Origin of the sequence: Fundidesulfovibrio agrisoli (assembly GCF_022808715.1) — a bacterium.
GTDB lineage: Bacteria > Desulfobacterota > Desulfovibrionia > Desulfovibrionales > Desulfovibrionaceae > Fundidesulfovibrio > Fundidesulfovibrio agrisoli.
The window spans coordinates 26,474-41,511 of record NZ_JAKZKX010000023.1; the positions used below are offsets into that span (position 1 = coordinate 26,474).

General features: G+C 66.8%; 14 protein-coding genes and 1 tRNA gene. 8 read left to right on the forward strand and 7 right to left on the reverse strand.

Features of this window, described 5'->3' with window-relative positions; genetic code table 11:
* Positions 1-61: 61 nt before the first annotated feature.
* From MLE27_RS14610 to MLE27_RS18210, 7 genes are all read right to left on the reverse strand, one after another.
* Positions 62-349: a DUF503 domain-containing protein gene (locus tag MLE27_RS14610; RefSeq protein WP_243312830.1), complete on the reverse strand. Its 288-nt coding sequence runs from the start codon at positions 347-349 to the stop codon at positions 62-64.
* 59 nt (positions 350-408) lie between these two features.
* The gene (gene infB / locus MLE27_RS14615) at positions 409-3,435 is read right to left on the reverse strand and encodes a translation initiation factor IF-2 (protein WP_243312831.1); all 3,027 of its coding nucleotides are present in this window, start codon (positions 3,433-3,435) and stop codon (positions 409-411) included.
* Positions 3,422-3,667, reverse strand: a complete 246-nt coding sequence (locus MLE27_RS14620; protein WP_243312832.1) for a YlxR family protein — start codon at positions 3,665-3,667, stop codon at positions 3,422-3,424. Before MLE27_RS14620 ends, infB begins: the two co-directional genes overlap by 14 nt.
* Complete coding sequence (gene nusA / locus MLE27_RS14625; RefSeq protein WP_243312833.1) at positions 3,648-4,976, reverse strand: transcription termination factor NusA; 1,329 nt, start codon at positions 4,974-4,976, stop codon at positions 3,648-3,650. Before nusA ends, MLE27_RS14620 begins: the two co-directional genes overlap by 20 nt.
* A gap of 25 nt (positions 4,977-5,001) precedes the next feature.
* Entirely contained in the window at positions 5,002-5,538 is a 537-nt protein-coding gene (locus MLE27_RS14630) for a ribosome maturation factor RimP (RefSeq protein WP_243312834.1), read from the reverse strand.
* A gap of 83 nt (positions 5,539-5,621) precedes the next feature.
* Positions 5,622-5,697: transfer RNA gene (locus MLE27_RS14635), tRNA-Gly, on the reverse strand.
* Positions 5,698-5,775: 78 nt separating this feature from the next.
* Entirely contained in the window at positions 5,776-6,417 is a 642-nt protein-coding gene (locus MLE27_RS18210) for an ion channel (RefSeq protein ID WP_243312835.1), read from the reverse strand.
* Between the two features lie 173 nt (positions 6,418-6,590).
* Between MLE27_RS18210 and flgF the strand changes: the two genes are divergently transcribed.
* The 8 genes from flgF (at position 6,591) to flgK (ending at position 15,029) form a co-directional block, all read left to right on the forward strand.
* Positions 6,591-7,376: a flagellar basal-body rod protein FlgF gene (gene flgF, locus MLE27_RS14645; protein ID WP_243312836.1), complete on the forward strand. Its 786-nt coding sequence runs from the start codon at positions 6,591-6,593 to the stop codon at positions 7,374-7,376.
* A 14-nt stretch (positions 7,377-7,390) separates the two neighbouring features.
* Positions 7,391-8,176, forward strand: a complete 786-nt coding sequence (flgG, locus tag MLE27_RS14650) for a flagellar basal-body rod protein FlgG (protein ID WP_243312837.1) — start codon at positions 7,391-7,393, stop codon at positions 8,174-8,176.
* A 15-nt stretch (positions 8,177-8,191) separates the two neighbouring features.
* On the forward strand, positions 8,192-9,199 hold the full coding sequence (gene flgA, locus MLE27_RS14655) for a flagellar basal body P-ring formation chaperone FlgA (protein ID WP_243312838.1): 1,008 nt from the start codon (positions 8,192-8,194) through the stop codon (positions 9,197-9,199).
* Between the two features lie 31 nt (positions 9,200-9,230).
* Positions 9,231-9,995, forward strand: coding sequence for a flagellar basal body L-ring protein FlgH (locus MLE27_RS14660; RefSeq protein ID WP_243312839.1), 765 nt, complete (start codon positions 9,231-9,233; stop codon positions 9,993-9,995).
* 135 nt (positions 9,996-10,130) lie between these two features.
* A complete protein-coding gene (locus MLE27_RS14665) occupies positions 10,131-11,243 on the forward strand; it encodes a flagellar basal body P-ring protein FlgI (protein ID WP_423747987.1) in 1,113 nt (370 codons plus the stop codon).
* A gap of 1 nt (position 11,244) precedes the next feature.
* Positions 11,245-12,420: a peptidoglycan DD-metalloendopeptidase family protein gene (locus MLE27_RS14670; RefSeq protein ID WP_243312840.1), complete on the forward strand. Its 1,176-nt coding sequence runs from the start codon at positions 11,245-11,247 to the stop codon at positions 12,418-12,420.
* Between the two features lie 12 nt (positions 12,421-12,432).
* Complete coding sequence (gene flgN / locus MLE27_RS14675) at positions 12,433-12,906, forward strand: flagellar export chaperone FlgN (RefSeq protein ID WP_243312841.1); 474 nt, start codon at positions 12,433-12,435, stop codon at positions 12,904-12,906.
* A complete protein-coding gene (flgK, locus tag MLE27_RS14680) occupies positions 12,906-15,029 on the forward strand; it encodes a flagellar hook-associated protein FlgK (RefSeq protein WP_243312842.1) in 2,124 nt (707 codons plus the stop codon). Before flgN ends, flgK begins: the two co-directional genes overlap by 1 nt.
* The last annotated feature ends 9 nt before the right edge of the window (positions 15,030-15,038 follow it).

Consider the following 15,038-nt stretch of genomic DNA (forward strand, 5'->3'; position numbering starts at 1 on the left):
GAGTCGTGTGTCGCCGTGGATTGAAGCCGGGCGGGCGGTCGCGAAGCGATCGTCGGGGGGCTTATTGTCCGATCAGCTCGATGTCGTCGTATATAAGTTCCGCTTCGTCGGCGGCAACCACCATGTTCAGGGCTTTCTGCAACAGGCCCTGGGCGTGCTTGGCGTCCGGACTGACGGTCACCGCCGCCAGCACGAGGGACTCGTGGCTGTCGTGGTGGGCCACTTCACTCACGGCCACGTTGAACTTGTTGCGCAGCTTGGCCTTGAGCTTCTGGGCCACGGAGCGTTTGCCTTTCAGGGAGTCGTTGCCGTGCAGGCGGAACTCCAGGCTCAGGACGCCGATAATCATGCTTGGCCCGCTAAAAGCCGCCCCGTCCGCAGGCGCGGGCGGGGCGGCTGTACGGAGTCTTAATCCAGGGTGTCGGCTTCTTCCACGGTCTCGAAGGCTTCGATCACGTCGCCGACCTTGATGTCGTTGAAGTTCTCGAGGCCCATGCCGCACTCGTAGCCCTTGGTCACTTCCTTCACGTCGTCCTTGAAGCGCTTCAGGCTGGCGAGCTTGCCGGTGTAGACCACCACGCTGTCGCGCAGCAGGCGGATCTGGGCGTTGCGGGTGATCTTGCCGTCCAGCACGCCGCAGCCCGCGACGATGCCCACCTTGGGCACGCTGAAGGTCTCGCGGACCTCGGCCTGGCCCAGGTACTGCTCCTTGAGCACGGGGGCCAGCATGCCGGACATGGCCGCCTTGATCTCGTCCACCAGCTTGTAGATGATGTCGTAGAAGCGCAGATCCACGTTCTCGCGCTCGGCCAGTTCCTTGACCTTCACCGAGGGGCGCAGGTTGAAGCCGATGATGATGGCTTCGGAGGCCGCCGCCAGGAGCACGTCGGACTCGGTGATGGCGCCGGTGCCCGCGTGGATGATGCGGATCTTGACCTTGTCGCCCGAGAGCTTGGTGAGCGCCTCGGAGATGGCCTCCTGGGAGCCCTGCACGTCGGCCTTGAGCACCAGCTTGAGCTCCTGGGCCTCGGCTTCGTTGCGGGAAGCCAGGAAGGTCTCCAGGGTGATCTTGGTGGCCTTGCCCAGCTCGCGCTCGCGCTGCTTGGCCAGGCGGTCCTCCGCGATGCGGCGGGCGACCTTCTCGTCCTCGAGGCAGGTGAACATCTCGCCGGCCTCGGGCACGCCCTCGAAGCCCTGGACCTCGACCGGCATGGCCGGTCCGGCTTCCTTGATCTTGCGGCCCTGGTCGTCGAACATGGCGCGCACGCGGCCGGAGAAGAGGCCGCAGACGAAGGCGTCGCCCTGGTGCAGGGTGCCTTCCTCGATGAGCACGGTGGCCACGGGGCCGCGGCCCTTGTCCAGCTTGGCCTCGATGATGTGGCCCTTGGCGCGCTTGTCCGGGTTGGCCTTGAGCTCCAGCACTTCGGCCTGCAAGAGGATCATCTCCAGCAGTTCGTCCAGGCCGGTGCGCTGCTTGGCCGAGACGTAGGCGAAGATGGTGTCGCCGCCCCATTCCTCGGGAACCAGGTTGAACTCGGCCAGCTCGCGCTTGACGCGGTCGGGTTCGGCGCCGGGCTTGTCGATCTTGTTCACGGCCACCACGATGGGCACGCCTGCGGCCTTGGAGTGGTTAATGGCCTCGCGGGTCTGGTCCATGACGCCGTCGTCCGCGGCCACGACCAGGACAACGATGTCCGTCACCTTGGCGCCGCGGGCGCGCATGGCGGTGAAGGCTTCGTGGCCGGGGGTGTCCAGGAAGACCACGTCGCCCTTGGGGGTGCTCACGTGGTAGGCGCCGATGTGCTGCGTGATGCCGCCGGCCTCGCCCATGACCACGTTGGTGGAGCGGATGGCGTCCAGCAGCGAGGTCTTGCCGTGGTCGACGTGGCCCATGATGGTCACGACGGGGGGCCTGGCCTTGAGGGTCTCGGGGGCGTCGGCGCCCTCGGTCACCAGGAACTGCTCCTCGTCGAAGCCGACCTTTTCCACCTCGTAGGCGAACTCGGCGGCCACCAGCACGGCGGTCTCGAAGTCCAGCGACTGGTTGATGGTGGCCATCATGCCCATGGAGAGCAGCACCTTCATGAGGTCCTGCGCCTTGAGGTTCATCTGGCGCGCCATCTCGGAGACGCGGATGGCCTCCTCCATGCGGATCTTGCGCTTGACGGCCTTCTGCGGCTGGGCCTGGGCCTGGGCGGCCATGATCTGCGCGATCTGATCGACGCCCTTCTTCTTCTTGGGATTCTTGCCGCCGCGTCCGGTGCGGTCTTGAATGTCGCCCATGCGCTTCTTGCCGCCGCGTCCGCCGCGTCCGTCCTCACCGCCGCCGGTGCCGAACTCGACCACGCGCTTGTCCTTGCGGCGCTTGGAGTCACGACCTTCGGCATCGGTCGGGGGAGCGGGCTTGGCGTCGGCGCCGGGCATGCCGGGGCGCGCGCCGAAGGGCGGGCGGGGACCGCCGGGGCCGCCAGGGCCACCGGGACGGCCGGGGCCGCCGGGACCACCGGGACGGCCAGGGCCGCCGGGACCGGCAGGACGGCCGGGGCCGCCAGGGCCGCCGGGACCGCCGGGACGGGGCTGATAGCCGCCGGGGCCGCCGGGGCGCTGCTGCTGGTAGCCGCCGGGGCCAGAGGGCCGCTGCGGTTCGGGAGCGCGGGGCTCGGGCATGGAAATGATGCGCACCTGCGGGCCGATGGGCACTTCGCGCTTGGGCTTCTTGACCTTCTTTTCCTGATCGGGGGCCTGGCCCTCCTCGGCCTTGGGGGCCTCGGCTTCAGGCGCGGCAGCCACAGGCTCCTCGCCGGAGGGTTCCTGGGCCACGGGCTCCTCGGCCTTGGGGGCCTCGGCTTCGGGAGCGGCGGCCACAGGGGCGGCTTCGGGCTCGGCCGGAGCCGCAGGCGCCTGGGCCACGGGCTCGTGGGCTGCGGGCGCCTCGGGCTTGGCGAATTCGTGCTCGTGCACCACGGGCATTTCTTCCGGCTCGGGCTCGGCCTCGGGCTGGGAGATGATCCTGGCCGGGGGGGTCTCGCTCAGGCGGCGGCGGGGCCGGGGCTCGCGGGGCTGCCTGGGGGCGGCTTCCTCCACGGTCTCGGCGGCCGGGGCCTCGGCGGCGGGAGCCGCCTGGGCGGGCGCTTCGGCTTGCGGTTCGGGCGCGGCTGCGGTCTTGGCGGCGGGGGCTTCGGCGTGGGCTTCCTCGCTGCCGTGCGCGCTGGCGCGGCGGCGGCGAACGACCACTCCCGGCTGGGACTGGCTCTGGACCACCTCCGACTTGGCGAGGCCATGCTTGATCTTGGAGCGCACAAGGGCGACCTGGTCGTCCTCCAGGGTGGCCATGTCGCTGGCCGCCCGGATGTCGAGCTCCCTCAGGGCTTGATAGATGTCCTTGTTGCTGACCCTCAGCTCCTTGGCGAGGTCGCGGACCCTAAGCTTCGTCACGTTTGCCTTCCCCCTTGCCTTTTCTCACGGCGGCGGCGCGCTTGGGGAATTTCGCCTTGCAGGCTTCCCCGGCGCAACAGTAGTAGCCCCTTCCGGGCTGGATATACGCCTCGTCGGGCGTCCAATCACCTCGCCACACGTGGCGGGTGAGCTCTTTCTTCGGGAAGCGCCCACGGCACACGATGCACGTGCGCACGGGCCCCCGTATGGCATCAGTCGTTCTGTTCGTCATTCCCGGCAGATTCCGCCGTTTCCCGGGGCATCTCTTCGCCCTCGGGGCCGCCGTCCTCCGCCTCTTCAGGCTTGGGCTGCGCGGGCAGCAGGAGCCTGATGGCGGCGCGCAGGTGGTCGCGCTTGGTGGGGGTCATCCCCTCGATACGATCCAGCTCCTCGTCGGCGGCTTCGGCCAGCATGGCCACGGTGTCGAAGCCCGCGGAGAGGAAATTCTCCATGCTCATCTCGGCCACGCTGGCAAGCTGCTCCATGCCCTTGCGCGCCACGTTGAGCTCCGCGTAGCGGGAGTCGGTGAAGATGTCGATCTTCCAGCCCAGCAGCTTGGCGGCCAGCTTGACGTTCTGGCCCTTGCGGCCGATGGCCAGGGTGAGCTGGTCGTCGGGCACCACCACCTCGAGGGTCTTCTCGTCCTCGTCCACCATGATGCGGGTGATGCGCGCCGGAGAGAGGGCGTTGGCCGCGTAGGTGGCGATTTCGGGGTGCCAGACCACGATGTCGATACGCTCGCCGTGCAGCTCCTGCACGATGTTCTGGATGCGCGAGCCGCGCACGCCGACGCAAGCGCCCACCGGATCCACGTCGCGGTCCTTGGAGGAGACGGCCACCTTGGCCCGGGAGCCGGGGTCGCGCGCCACGCCCAGGATGCGCACCGTGCCGTCGGAGACTTCGGGCACCTCGCGCTTGAACAGCGCGGCCATGTAGTCCGGGTGGGTGCGGGAAATGATGATCTGGGGTCCGCGTCCGCTGGGCAGAACTTCGATGATGAAGGCCTGGACCCGGTCGCCGCGCTTGTAGCGCTCGCGCGGGATCTGCTCCTCCTTGGGGAGCATGGCCTCGGTGCGGCCGAGGTTGATGATCCAGCCGCCGCGGTCGCGCCGCTGCACGATGCCGGAGACGATCTCGCCCTTGCGGTCCTTGTATTCCTCGTAGATGATTTCCTGCTCGGCGTCGCGCATGCGCTGGATGATGACCTGCTTGGCGGACTGGGCCGCGATGCGCCCCAGGTCTTCCACTTTGAGCTTGAAGCCCAGCTCGTCGTCCATCTGGACGTTGGGGTCCACCTCGCGCGCGGCCTCCAGGTCGATCTCGGAGAGGGGGTCTTCCACCTCGTCGACGACGATCTTGAACTGGAACACCTCGATCTCGCCGGCCTCGTCGTTGTAGCTGACCTCGATATCCATGTGGTCGCCGAACTTGCGGGCGACCGAGGAACGTACGGCTTCCTCGAGAGTGTCGATGAGCAGATCGCGGTCGATGCCGCGGTCCTTGCTGATCTGGTCGATGGCCTTGCGAAGCTCCATGCCCATGTACGGTCCTCCGGTGCCCCGGCGCCTAGCGGCGCTCGGCGGCTTTGTCTGCCTTGGAAGTCTTTTTTGCCCTGGCCTTGCTTTCTTCGGGGGTCTCGAACGTGTAGACCAGCTTGGCTTTGGTGACCGCGCTCCAGGGGAAGGAGACGGGCGCGCCCTCGCACGTCATGTGGAGGACGTCGCCGTCAAGGGAGTCGAAGGTCCCCTTGTAGCGTTTGCGGCCCCCGTGGGGGGCGGCCAGGGTGATGTCCAGCTCCTGCCCGATGTAGGGCGGCAGCTGGGAAAGTTCGAAAAAGCGCCTGCCGAGCCCCGGGGACGAGACCTCGAGGTGGTAGGCCCCGGGGATGAGGTCTTCCACTTCGAGGGCCGCGCCCAGCTGGCGGCTCACGGAGGCGCAGTGCTCCACGTCGACGCCGTCCGGCCCGTCGATGAACAGGCGCAGGGTGGGGCGGCCTTCGCCCCCGGCGAACTCCATGCCCCAGAGGGAAAGGCCCAGGCTTTCCACGAAGGGATCGGCCAATTCCTTAATTCTGGAGAGCACTTTGGTGTTGTCTGTGTTCATAGCAAAAAAAAAGTGGACCGAACCGAATGGCCCACCCCTGTAATCGCGGGGGCCTTCCGGCCCAAGCGTCATGAGGATTTATTTGGAGCGGGCGACGAGATTCGAACTCGCGACACCAAGCTTGGGAAGCTTGTACTCTACCAACTGAGCTACACCCGCTCGCAAAGACGACATATTATGCGTTAGGGGCGGTCTGTCAAGCAAAATCGGGCAGGTTCAGGCGGATAGCGCGCGGAATCACTCGGTCACGTCCCGCTTTTCCTGGAACAGGCGGTTGAGCAGGTAGGCCACCACCAGGGCGAAGTAGAACTGCCCCATGATGGCCTGGGTCACAGCCAGGCGCTGGGCCAGCATGGTGTGGGGCGACATGTCGCCGTAGCCCACGGTGGTCATGGTGGCGAAGCTGAAATAGATCATGGCGTCCATGAGCCGCTCGTACTGGAGCGGGATGTTGTAGGAGCCGGGGGTGATGCCCTCCACCAGCGTGTAGAGCAGGGCCCAGAAATAGCCCAGTGCCAGGTAGCAGTTCACCAGGGCGAATATCTCGGGCCGGGCCACCTCCTTGGAGGTCAGCACGAAGCGCACCGTGGTGGAGATGCCGTAGAGCAGGCACATCAGGCCCGAGGCGCAGAACAGGATGTCGTACTGCACGTCGTGGAAGGCCCTGAACCAGGCCAGCAGGAAGAAGCAGGAGCTCACCGCCAGCAGCCCGTTGAGGAAGACGTTGCGGGCGAAGCCGATGAGCGCCACCGAGAAGACGATGCAGTAGAAGAGGAGGCTGTCCCACCTGGGGGGGAGGTGGCCCCCGCCCACGAGCACGCCCAGGAGCATGCAGGTGACGATGAACTGCCTGTTCTTGGCGAGAAACGATTGGATCACGTGGGGGACCGCCTGAAGGTTGAGGATGCGCCGGAGGGATGCCTGGGCCGGAGAATAGCCGGTTAGCTCCCCGCCAGCAACGCACAATCGGGCCTTTCATGCCCGGTGGCGGGCTTCGCCCTGAGCGAATGGCACGCTTCATGCTGTCCAATCGCCCGAGGAGGACCGCCGCCATGCAACAAAGCACAATCAGCGCGCTGTTCGGGGCCTTGAGCAACGAAACGCGCCTCAACCTGATCGCCAACAATTTGGCGAACGCGAACACAGCCGGGTACAAGGCCGACAAGGTCTCGTTCCAGGACGTGTTCCAGCGCATGGCCTCCGACTTCAGCCCGGACGCCCGCAACGACCTGCAGGAGAAGAACCTCCTGCCCAGGCCCATCCTGGTGGCCAAGCCCAGGCTGGCCGAGCAGACCCTGGACATGACCCAGGGCGGGCTGGAGGCCACCGGCAACCCCCTCGACCTGGCCATCACCGGCCCGGGCTTCTTCCGGGTGCAGACCCCCGAAGGCCAGTTCCTCACCCGCAACGGCCAGTTCTACCGCAACAACCAGGGCATGCTGGTGACCAACCAGGGCTACCCGGTGCTGGGCCAGTCCGGCCCGGTGACCCTGGGCGAAGGCAAGACCGTGACCATCACCCGCGACGGCCAGGTCTCGGTGGACGGCGACATCGTGGGGGCCATCGACGTCGTGGACGTGGCCGACCCCAAGCAGCTCAAGAAGTACGGCCAGAGCATGTTCGCGGGCCCCAACAACTCCCAGCCCGTCACCCAGGCCATCGATACGGGCAAGACCGGCATCAACCAGGGCTACATCGAGAAGCCCAACGTCAACGTGGTCGGCGAAATGGTGGCCATGATCGAGGCCCAGCGCTCCTTCGAGGCCTACGCCAAGATCATCAGCAGCACGCAGGACATGGACCAGAACGCCACCAACAAGGTCGGCGAAACCAGGTAAGGGGGATCAGGCGTATGATGCGCTCTCTCTATACGGCCACCACCGGCATGGTGGCCATGCAGACCCAGATAGACACCATGGCCAACAACCTGGCCAACGTGAACACCATCGGCTTCAAGAAGAGCCGCGCCGAATTCGAGGATCTGATGTACCAGACCCTCAACGTGGCGGGCACCCAGAACGAGGGCGGCTCCCGCATCCCCACGGGCATGCAGGTGGGCATGGGCGTGCGCCCCACCACGGTGCACAAGTTCTTCCAGCAGGGCGACTTCCAGAACACCGGGAACTCGCTGGACATCGCCATCTCGGGCCAGGGCTTCTTCCGCCTGCAGGACCCCGCTGGCAACGACGTGTACACCCGCTCGGGCTCCTTCAAGCTCAACCAGGACGGCACCATCGTCAACGCCAACGGCTACACCCTGCAGCCCACCATCACCATCCCGCAGCAGACGACGAACATCGTCATCACCGAGCGCGGCGTGCTGAGCGCCACGGACTCCGCGGGCAACGTGCTGACGTCGAGCACCATCCCCCTCTACACGTTCATCAACCCGGCGGGCCTCACGGCCCAGGGCTCCAACGTCTACAAGACCTCCGAGGCCTCGGGCGCCGCCCAGGAGCTCACCCCCGGCGACCAGAACGCCGGCACCCTGGTGCAGGGCTTCATCGAAGGCTCCAACGTGCAGATGGTGGACGAAATGGTGGGGCTCATCGTGGGCCAGAGGGCCTACGAGGCCAACTCCAAGACCATCACCACGGCGGACTCCATGCTCCAGACCGCCGTGAACATCAAACGCTAGCCCGGGGGATAGGCCATGAACACCACTCGCACCGATCGGCAAAGGCACCGCGCCCGCGCGCTGGCCGTGATGGCCGCCGTCCTGGCGCTGCTGGCCGCCGCCACCGTCTTCGGGGCGGACCCCATGGCCTGGAAGGTGCGCATCGCCCCGGCCGCCGCCATCGGCGGGGAGCGGGTGATGCTGGGCGACATCGCCGAGCCCGTGGGCCAGATCGACCCCGACACCTGGCGCATCCTGTCCTCCACGCCCCTGTGGCCATTCCCGGGCCGCGAGGGCCAGTTGACGCTCACTCGCAAACGCATCCTGGAGGACCTGGACGTGCTCTTCCCGCGCTCCGCGGGCAACTTCATCGTGCCCGAGCAGGTGGTGCTGAAGAAGGGCGGCGGAGTGCCGGTGGCCGGAAACGACGTCACCAAGATGATCGTCGACTATTTGACGGAGAACATGACCGGCGTGGAAGGCGAGCTGGAAGTCAAGGAGATCTCCCTGCCCGGCCAGCTCTTCATCGACCCCGACACCGAGAAGCTCTCCGTGGAGTCCGTGGGCCAGATGACGCCCGGACGGGTCAACCTGCGGCTCACCGTCTCCGACATGCAGGGCAAGCCCATCCGGCAGATCGCGGCCAGCGCCTTCGTGAACCTCTGGAAGGTGATTCCGGTGGCGGCCAGGCCGCTCAACATGCGCGACGGCGTGGTGGCCGGGGAAATGGTTACCTACGAGCGGCGCAACCTGGCCTACATCAAGGGCCTGCCCTGGGACGCCAAGAACCCCACGCCCATGCGCGCCAAGACCTCGCTCAACCAGGGCGTTCCCCTGACCATGGACAACCTCGAGCCCATGCCCGCCATCCTCAAGGGCGAGCAGGTGACCTGCCTCTGGAACGGCAGGAGCATCCACCTGGCCATGCCCGTGACCGCCGTCACCGAGGGGGCCAAGGGCTGCCAGATAACGGTACGGAACGTGCAAAGCGGAAGGGAGCTGGCGGCCTGGGTCCAGGACTCCAAGACCGTGGTGGCCAGATAGGCCTGACAGGCCAAGCAGGGAGGAGAAGGCAATGCGGACCAACAACAAATTCATGAGCGCGGCGGTGTGCGCCCTTGCGGCCCTGAGCGCGGCCTGCGCCCCTCCGGCGCAAAAGCAGCCGAGCCCCATGAGCTCGCTGACCCCGCCGGTTATGCAGGCGCCTTCCCCGGCGAACAACCCCGGCTCGCTCTACTCGCAGGCCGCCCAGCCCAGCTACCTCTACGAGGACAACCGGGCCAGGCGCATCGGCGACGTGGTGATGGTCAACGTCACGGAGAAGTCCAACGCCAAGAACAAGTCCAAGACGAAGTCCAACGGCAAGAACACCATGGACATCGGCGTGAACAACTATTTCCAGAGCGCCACCATGGACCCCTTCCCCGGGTCCAAGGCCCTGCGCTCCGCCACCGGGGTGGACCTGGGCGCGTTGGCAGGCATGAAGGGCGTCAACGGTTCGACCCCCATGGTCAACACCAGCCGCAACGACCAGTTCGACTCCGACGGCGAGACAAGCCGCGAATCCACCGTGACCTACACCATCGGCTGCCGCATCGTGAACATACTGCCCGGCGGCGTGATGCAGGTGGAGGGCGCGCGCCAGGTGCGCGTCAACGACGACACCCAGATCATGGTGGTGCGCGGGCTCCTGCGGCCCATGGACGTGGGCCCGGACAACGCCGTGCCCTCCACGGCCCTGGCCGAGGCGCAGATCGACATGTTCGGCACCGGCGTGCTGGCGGACCGTCAGAAGCCCGGCTGGCTCTCGAGGATTCTGGACAACATCTGGCCGTTCTAGCCGCGCGCGGCCGGGGAATGCTTTCCCCGGCGAGCCGGCAGAACGCGTGAACGCGATTTTGAAGCCGACGCTTCAGCAACCTCGGGGGAGGGGGCGAACGTCAGCGGACCGCACAACGGTCACAGAGGTATCGACATGTTCAGGCATCGCATGACCACACTGCTCTTGACGGGCCTTGTCCTGGCCGCGCTGTTCTCTGGGGAGGGGCGCGCGGCCAGGATCAAGGACGTGGCGTCCTTCTCGGGCGTGCGCACCAACCAGCTCGTGGGCTACGGCCTTGTGGTGGGCCTTTCCGGCACGGGCGACAAGCGCGGGTCGGACTTCACCATCCAGTCCATCTGGAACATGCTCGACAAGATGGGCGTGCGCGTGGACAAGCGGACCCTGCGCCCGGCCAACGTGGCCGCGGTCATGGTCACCTGCCAGATGCCCGCCACTGCCCGGCCCGGCACCAAGCTGGACGTCACCGTTTCGTCGCTGGGCGACTCCTCCAGCCTGCTGGGCGGCGTGCTGCTCATGACGCCCATGAAGGGCGTGGACGGCGAACTCTACGGCCTGGCCCAGGGGCCGCTGGCCGTGGGCGGCTTCCAGGCCGCGGGCGCGGCGGCCACGGCCACCAAGAACGTGACCACCGTGGCCTCCATCCCCGGCGGGCTCAACGTGGAGCGCGCCATCCCCTTCGATTTCAACCAGCAGCACGACCTGACCATCAACCTGGGCTACTCGGACTTCTCCACGTCCATGGCCATCGCCAAGAAGATCAACCAGAGCATCGGCGGCAGCTTCGCGCGCGCCACCGACGCCTCCACCATCAAGCTCGACATCCCCGAGCAGTACAAGGGCAACCTCGTTCCCCTGATGGCCACCATCGAGAACCTGGAGGTCACCCCGGACAACAAGGCCCGCGTGGTGGTGGACGAGAAGACCGGCACCGTGGTGGTGGGCCTCAACGTCAAGCTGACCCGCTCCGCCGTGACCCACGGCAACCTGCAGATACTCATCCAGGAATCGGCCGAGGTGTCGCAGCCGCTGCCCTTCGCGCCCATCGGCGCGCAGACCGTGGCCACCCCCGAGACCAGCATCAACACCAAGGAGGAGAACCGCAAGCTGCGCATGGTCGAAGGCGCGACCCTCCAGGAGCTGGTGGAAGGCCTCAACGTGCTGCGCGCCACCCCGCGCGACCTGATAAGCATCCTCAAGACGCTCAAGTCGGCGGGCGCCCTGCACGCGGACCTCGAGGTGATCTAGCATGGCCGTGGCCCCGGAAACGTCGCTCAAGCCGGAGCAGCTCCTGGACGTCCAGAAGAAGACGGCCATGGACGCCCTGCGCAAGCGAGTGACCCCGGGGCCCGCCAAGGACGCCAAGCTGAACGAGGCCTGCGAGGGCTTCGAGGCGGTGTTCATCGGCCAGATGCTCAAGGAGATGCGCAACTCCATCCCCAAGGACGGCCTGCTCCACGGCAAGCACGAGGACCAGTACGTCGCCATGTTCGACGAGGAGCTCTCCAAGACCCTGGCCAAGCAGGGCGGCATGGGCCTGGCCGACTTCATGCGCCAGCAGCTCGCCGCCAAGGGCCAGACCGCCGACCCCAAGGACGGCGCCCAGAACCGTCCGGGTCTGCACGTGTCGGGCACGGAAAGGCTCTCGGCCCCTTCGGCGGAGAAGAAGGCCGGCAAGCGGATGGGCCAGCACGCCGCCACACCCCTTTCCAACAAAATCGGCATGGGCCGGCCCGACCAAGCCTCCGGCGGCGAGGAGCAGGCCCAGGCCCCGGCGGCGCCCGCGCCCAGGGCCGACAAATCTTTCGCACGGGAAACCCGGGAAACCGTGGACCCCATGCAGGCGGCCGCCCAGGCCACGGCCGAGGCCGAGGCCCGCGCCAGGGCCCAGGCCGCGCAAGCCCCCGGAACCCTCGACGGCACTCCCTCCCAGCACCTGGGCCTGCCCGGCGCGCAGTACCTCCAGGGCGCGGACAAGGCCCTGGCCCTGGCCCCGGGCTTCACCACCCCGGTGCAGGGGGAGCTGACCTCCGGCTTCGGCTGGCGGCGCGACCCCTTCACGGGCCAGCGCGCCTGGCACAGCGGCGTGGACATCGCCGCGCCCGAGGGCTCGCCGGTGCGCGCCTGCGCCGACGGCGTAGTGTCCTTCGCCGGGGGCAGGGGGGGCTACGGCAACATGGTGGAGCTGCGCCACGCCGACGGCACCGTGAGCATCTACGGCCACAACAAGGCCAACGGCGTGGTGGAAGGGCAGAGCGTGAAGGCTGGTCAGGTTATTGCACAGGTCGGGCAGACGGGAAGGGCCACCGGGCCGCACGTGCACTTCGAGATCAGGCGCGACGGCGTGGCGGTGAACCCCGGCAGCCCAGGCGGAGCAACGCTCGCCCAGGCCGAGCCGCAAAGGGTGCCCATCCCGGACCTCTAACCGGAGACGACCATGAACCGGCGCATACTGGAAAATCTTACCCGGCAGCATCAGGCCCTGAGAGTGCTCGGCACGCTCCAGCAGGAAGAGTTTGCCCACCTCAAGGAGTTCAGGCCCCAGTCCGTGGGCGCGGTGGAGTTCTCCATCCAGGAGCTCATGCGCCAGCTCATGGCCGAGCGCCTGGAGATAAAGCGCATGGTCCAGGCCATCGACCCGCAGGCCCAGCGCCTGCGCCACGTGGCGGGCTCCCTCGGGGAGGACTGGCCCCGCGTGCAGGAGCTCCTGGACAGGATCGACGCCCTGGAGCAGGCCAGCGCCAAGCAGGCCGAAAAGAGCTACAGCCTGGCTCTGGCCCTCTTCGACCAGTCCACCGGCTACGTGGACCTCTTCAAGAAGTCCTTCACGGCCAATAAGCCCGGCTACGGCCCGCGCGGGGCCTTCCAGAGCACCAAGCCCGCGCCCGCCATGCTGAGGGGAGCCCTGTAATGGCCGGCATCACCTCGCTGCTCAACACGGGCATGAAGGCCCTGAACGCCTCGCAGATAGGCATCGAGGTGACGGGCCAGAACATAGCCAACGTCAACACGGTCGGCTATTCCCGGCAGCGCGTCGTCTACAAGGACGACATGTACATCGACTCCTCGCCGGGCCAGATGGGCACCGGCGTCAAGGCGTCCGAGATCGTCAGGATGTTCGACCAGTACATCGAACAGGCCTACAACCTGCGCTCCTCGTCCAGCCAGCGCTACAACGTGCTGTACCAGAACATGCAGTCCGTGGAGACGACCTTCAACGAATCCTCCAACGACGGCATCTCCAAGAGCCTGGCCTCCTTCTTCCAGGACTGGCAGAACCTCAGCCTGGACCCGTCCAACTATCCCCAGCGGCAGAACATCCTGTCCGACGCGCAGAACCTGATGTCCATCCTGCGCCAGTCCGCGGCGGACCTCGACGACCTGCAGCGGCAGACCGAGGCCAGCATCGCCGACGACGTCACCGCCGCCAACAACCTCGTCAAGGACATCGCGGCCATCAACCAGCAGATCGCCGTGCACGACGACCCCGGCAACAACAACGCCAACGGCCTCTACGACCAGCGGGCCATCAAGGTGCGCGCCCTGGCCCAGTTGATGGACATCAAGACCATCGACAACGGCGGCGGCAACTTCACGGTGCTCACCGGCGCGGGCCACACCCTGGTGGACGGCGGCAGCGCCTTCGACCTCAAGCTCGAGAACGGCAAGGTCACCCGCAACCTCCTGCCCGGCTCCGACTTCAACGGCACCGTGGGCTTTTCCGGGTCGGATTCCTTCGAGTACACCATCCGGGTGGTGCAGGGCGGCGTGGTCTCCAACGGCAACCCGGCCGCCCAGTTCCAGGTGTCGCTCGACGGCGGCGTGACCTGGCTGCGCAGCGACTCCGGGGCCATCAAGACCTTCTCGGCCAGGCCCCAGGCCCAGAGCGTGGGCGTGGGCAACCTCTCCATCTATTTCGGGGCCCAGTCCAACGCGGGCGTGACCCCCACGGGCACCCTCCAGGCGGGCGACACCTTCACCGTGGTGCCCAAGACCGCGCTGTACTGGTACCAGTCGGCCTCCACGCCGGTGAACATCACGCCCCAGACCTATTTCAACGGGCAGGACAACACGAGCCGCCTGACCGGCGGTTCCCTGGCGGGCGAGTTCGAGCTGCGCGACTACAACATCGGCCGCTACAAGGAACGCCTGGAATCACTGGCCAACTCCCTCATCTGGGAGACAAACAGGATCCACAGCCAGGGCTCCGGCCTGACCATGTTCAACGACACCACGGGCACCTACCAGGTCCGCAACGCCAACCTGGCCCTGGGCTCCGACGCCTCGGGCCTGGCCTACGGCTCCAAGCTCTCGGCCGGGGCCTCCACGCTCTACGTGTACAACTCGGCCACCGGGGCCTGCGTGTCCAACGGCTTCCTGGATTTCGACCCCGCCCAGCCGGGCACGCAGCTTTTCGACCCCACCAAGCATTCGCTGAACGACGTGGTGAACGCCATCAACAACACCTTCGGCAGCTTCCTCACGGCCAGCGTGAGCAACAACAAGCTGCAGATCGACTCCAAGCCGGGGTACTCCTTCGGCTTCGGCACCGACTCCACCGGGCTGTACGCAGCCCTGGGCGTCAACACGTTCTTCGACGGCTCCGACATCCACACCATGACGCTCAACCCGCTGGTGGGCTCCAACACGAACTTCGTCAACGCCGGGCACATCAACGGGGCCAGCGAGTCCAACCCCGGCGACAACACCACCGCCAAGGCCCTGGCGGAGCTGGCCAACAAGAACGTGACCATCCGCACCAGCTTCGACGCCCCCACCAGCCAGAGCCTGGGGGACTACTACAACAGCCTGGTAGGCGTGGTGGGCGTGGACACCGAGAAGGCAAAGTTCAACTACGACTTTGAGAACTCGCTGGCCACGGAGCTCAACAACCGCCAACTGGCCGTCTCGGGCGTGAACCTCGACGAAGAGATGTCTAACCTTGTGAAGTTCCAGCATTCCTATCAGGCAGCGGCGAAGATGATCTCCACCGCCGACCAGATGTGGCAGACCGTGCTGGGCCTCAAGCAATAGAAGGGGGGA

Coding starts and splice junctions, on each gene's coding strand:
- MLE27_RS14610 (WP_243312830.1), bottom strand. CDS start 349: ATGATTATCGGCGTCCTGAGCCTGGAGTTCCGCCTGCACGGCAACGAC.
- MLE27_RS14620 (WP_243312832.1), bottom strand. CDS start 3,667: ATGACGAACAGAACGACTGATGCCATACGGGGGCCCGTGCGCACGTGC.
- nusA (WP_243312833.1), bottom strand. CDS start 4,976: ATGGGCATGGAGCTTCGCAAGGCCATCGACCAGATCAGCAAGGACCGC.
- MLE27_RS14630 (WP_243312834.1), bottom strand. CDS start 5,538: ATGAACACAGACAACACCAAAGTGCTCTCCAGAATTAAGGAATTGGCC.
- flgF (WP_243312836.1), top strand. CDS start 6,591: ATGCAACAAAGCACAATCAGCGCGCTGTTCGGGGCCTTGAGCAACGAA.
- flgG (WP_243312837.1), top strand. CDS start 7,391: ATGATGCGCTCTCTCTATACGGCCACCACCGGCATGGTGGCCATGCAG.
- flgA (WP_243312838.1), top strand. CDS start 8,192: ATGAACACCACTCGCACCGATCGGCAAAGGCACCGCGCCCGCGCGCTG.
- MLE27_RS14660 (WP_243312839.1), top strand. CDS start 9,231: ATGCGGACCAACAACAAATTCATGAGCGCGGCGGTGTGCGCCCTTGCG.
- MLE27_RS14665 (WP_423747987.1), top strand. CDS start 10,131: ATGTTCAGGCATCGCATGACCACACTGCTCTTGACGGGCCTTGTCCTG.
- MLE27_RS14670 (WP_243312840.1), top strand. CDS start 11,245: ATGGCCGTGGCCCCGGAAACGTCGCTCAAGCCGGAGCAGCTCCTGGAC.
- flgN (WP_243312841.1), top strand. CDS start 12,433: ATGAACCGGCGCATACTGGAAAATCTTACCCGGCAGCATCAGGCCCTG.
- flgK (WP_243312842.1), top strand. CDS start 12,906: ATGGCCGGCATCACCTCGCTGCTCAACACGGGCATGAAGGCCCTGAAC.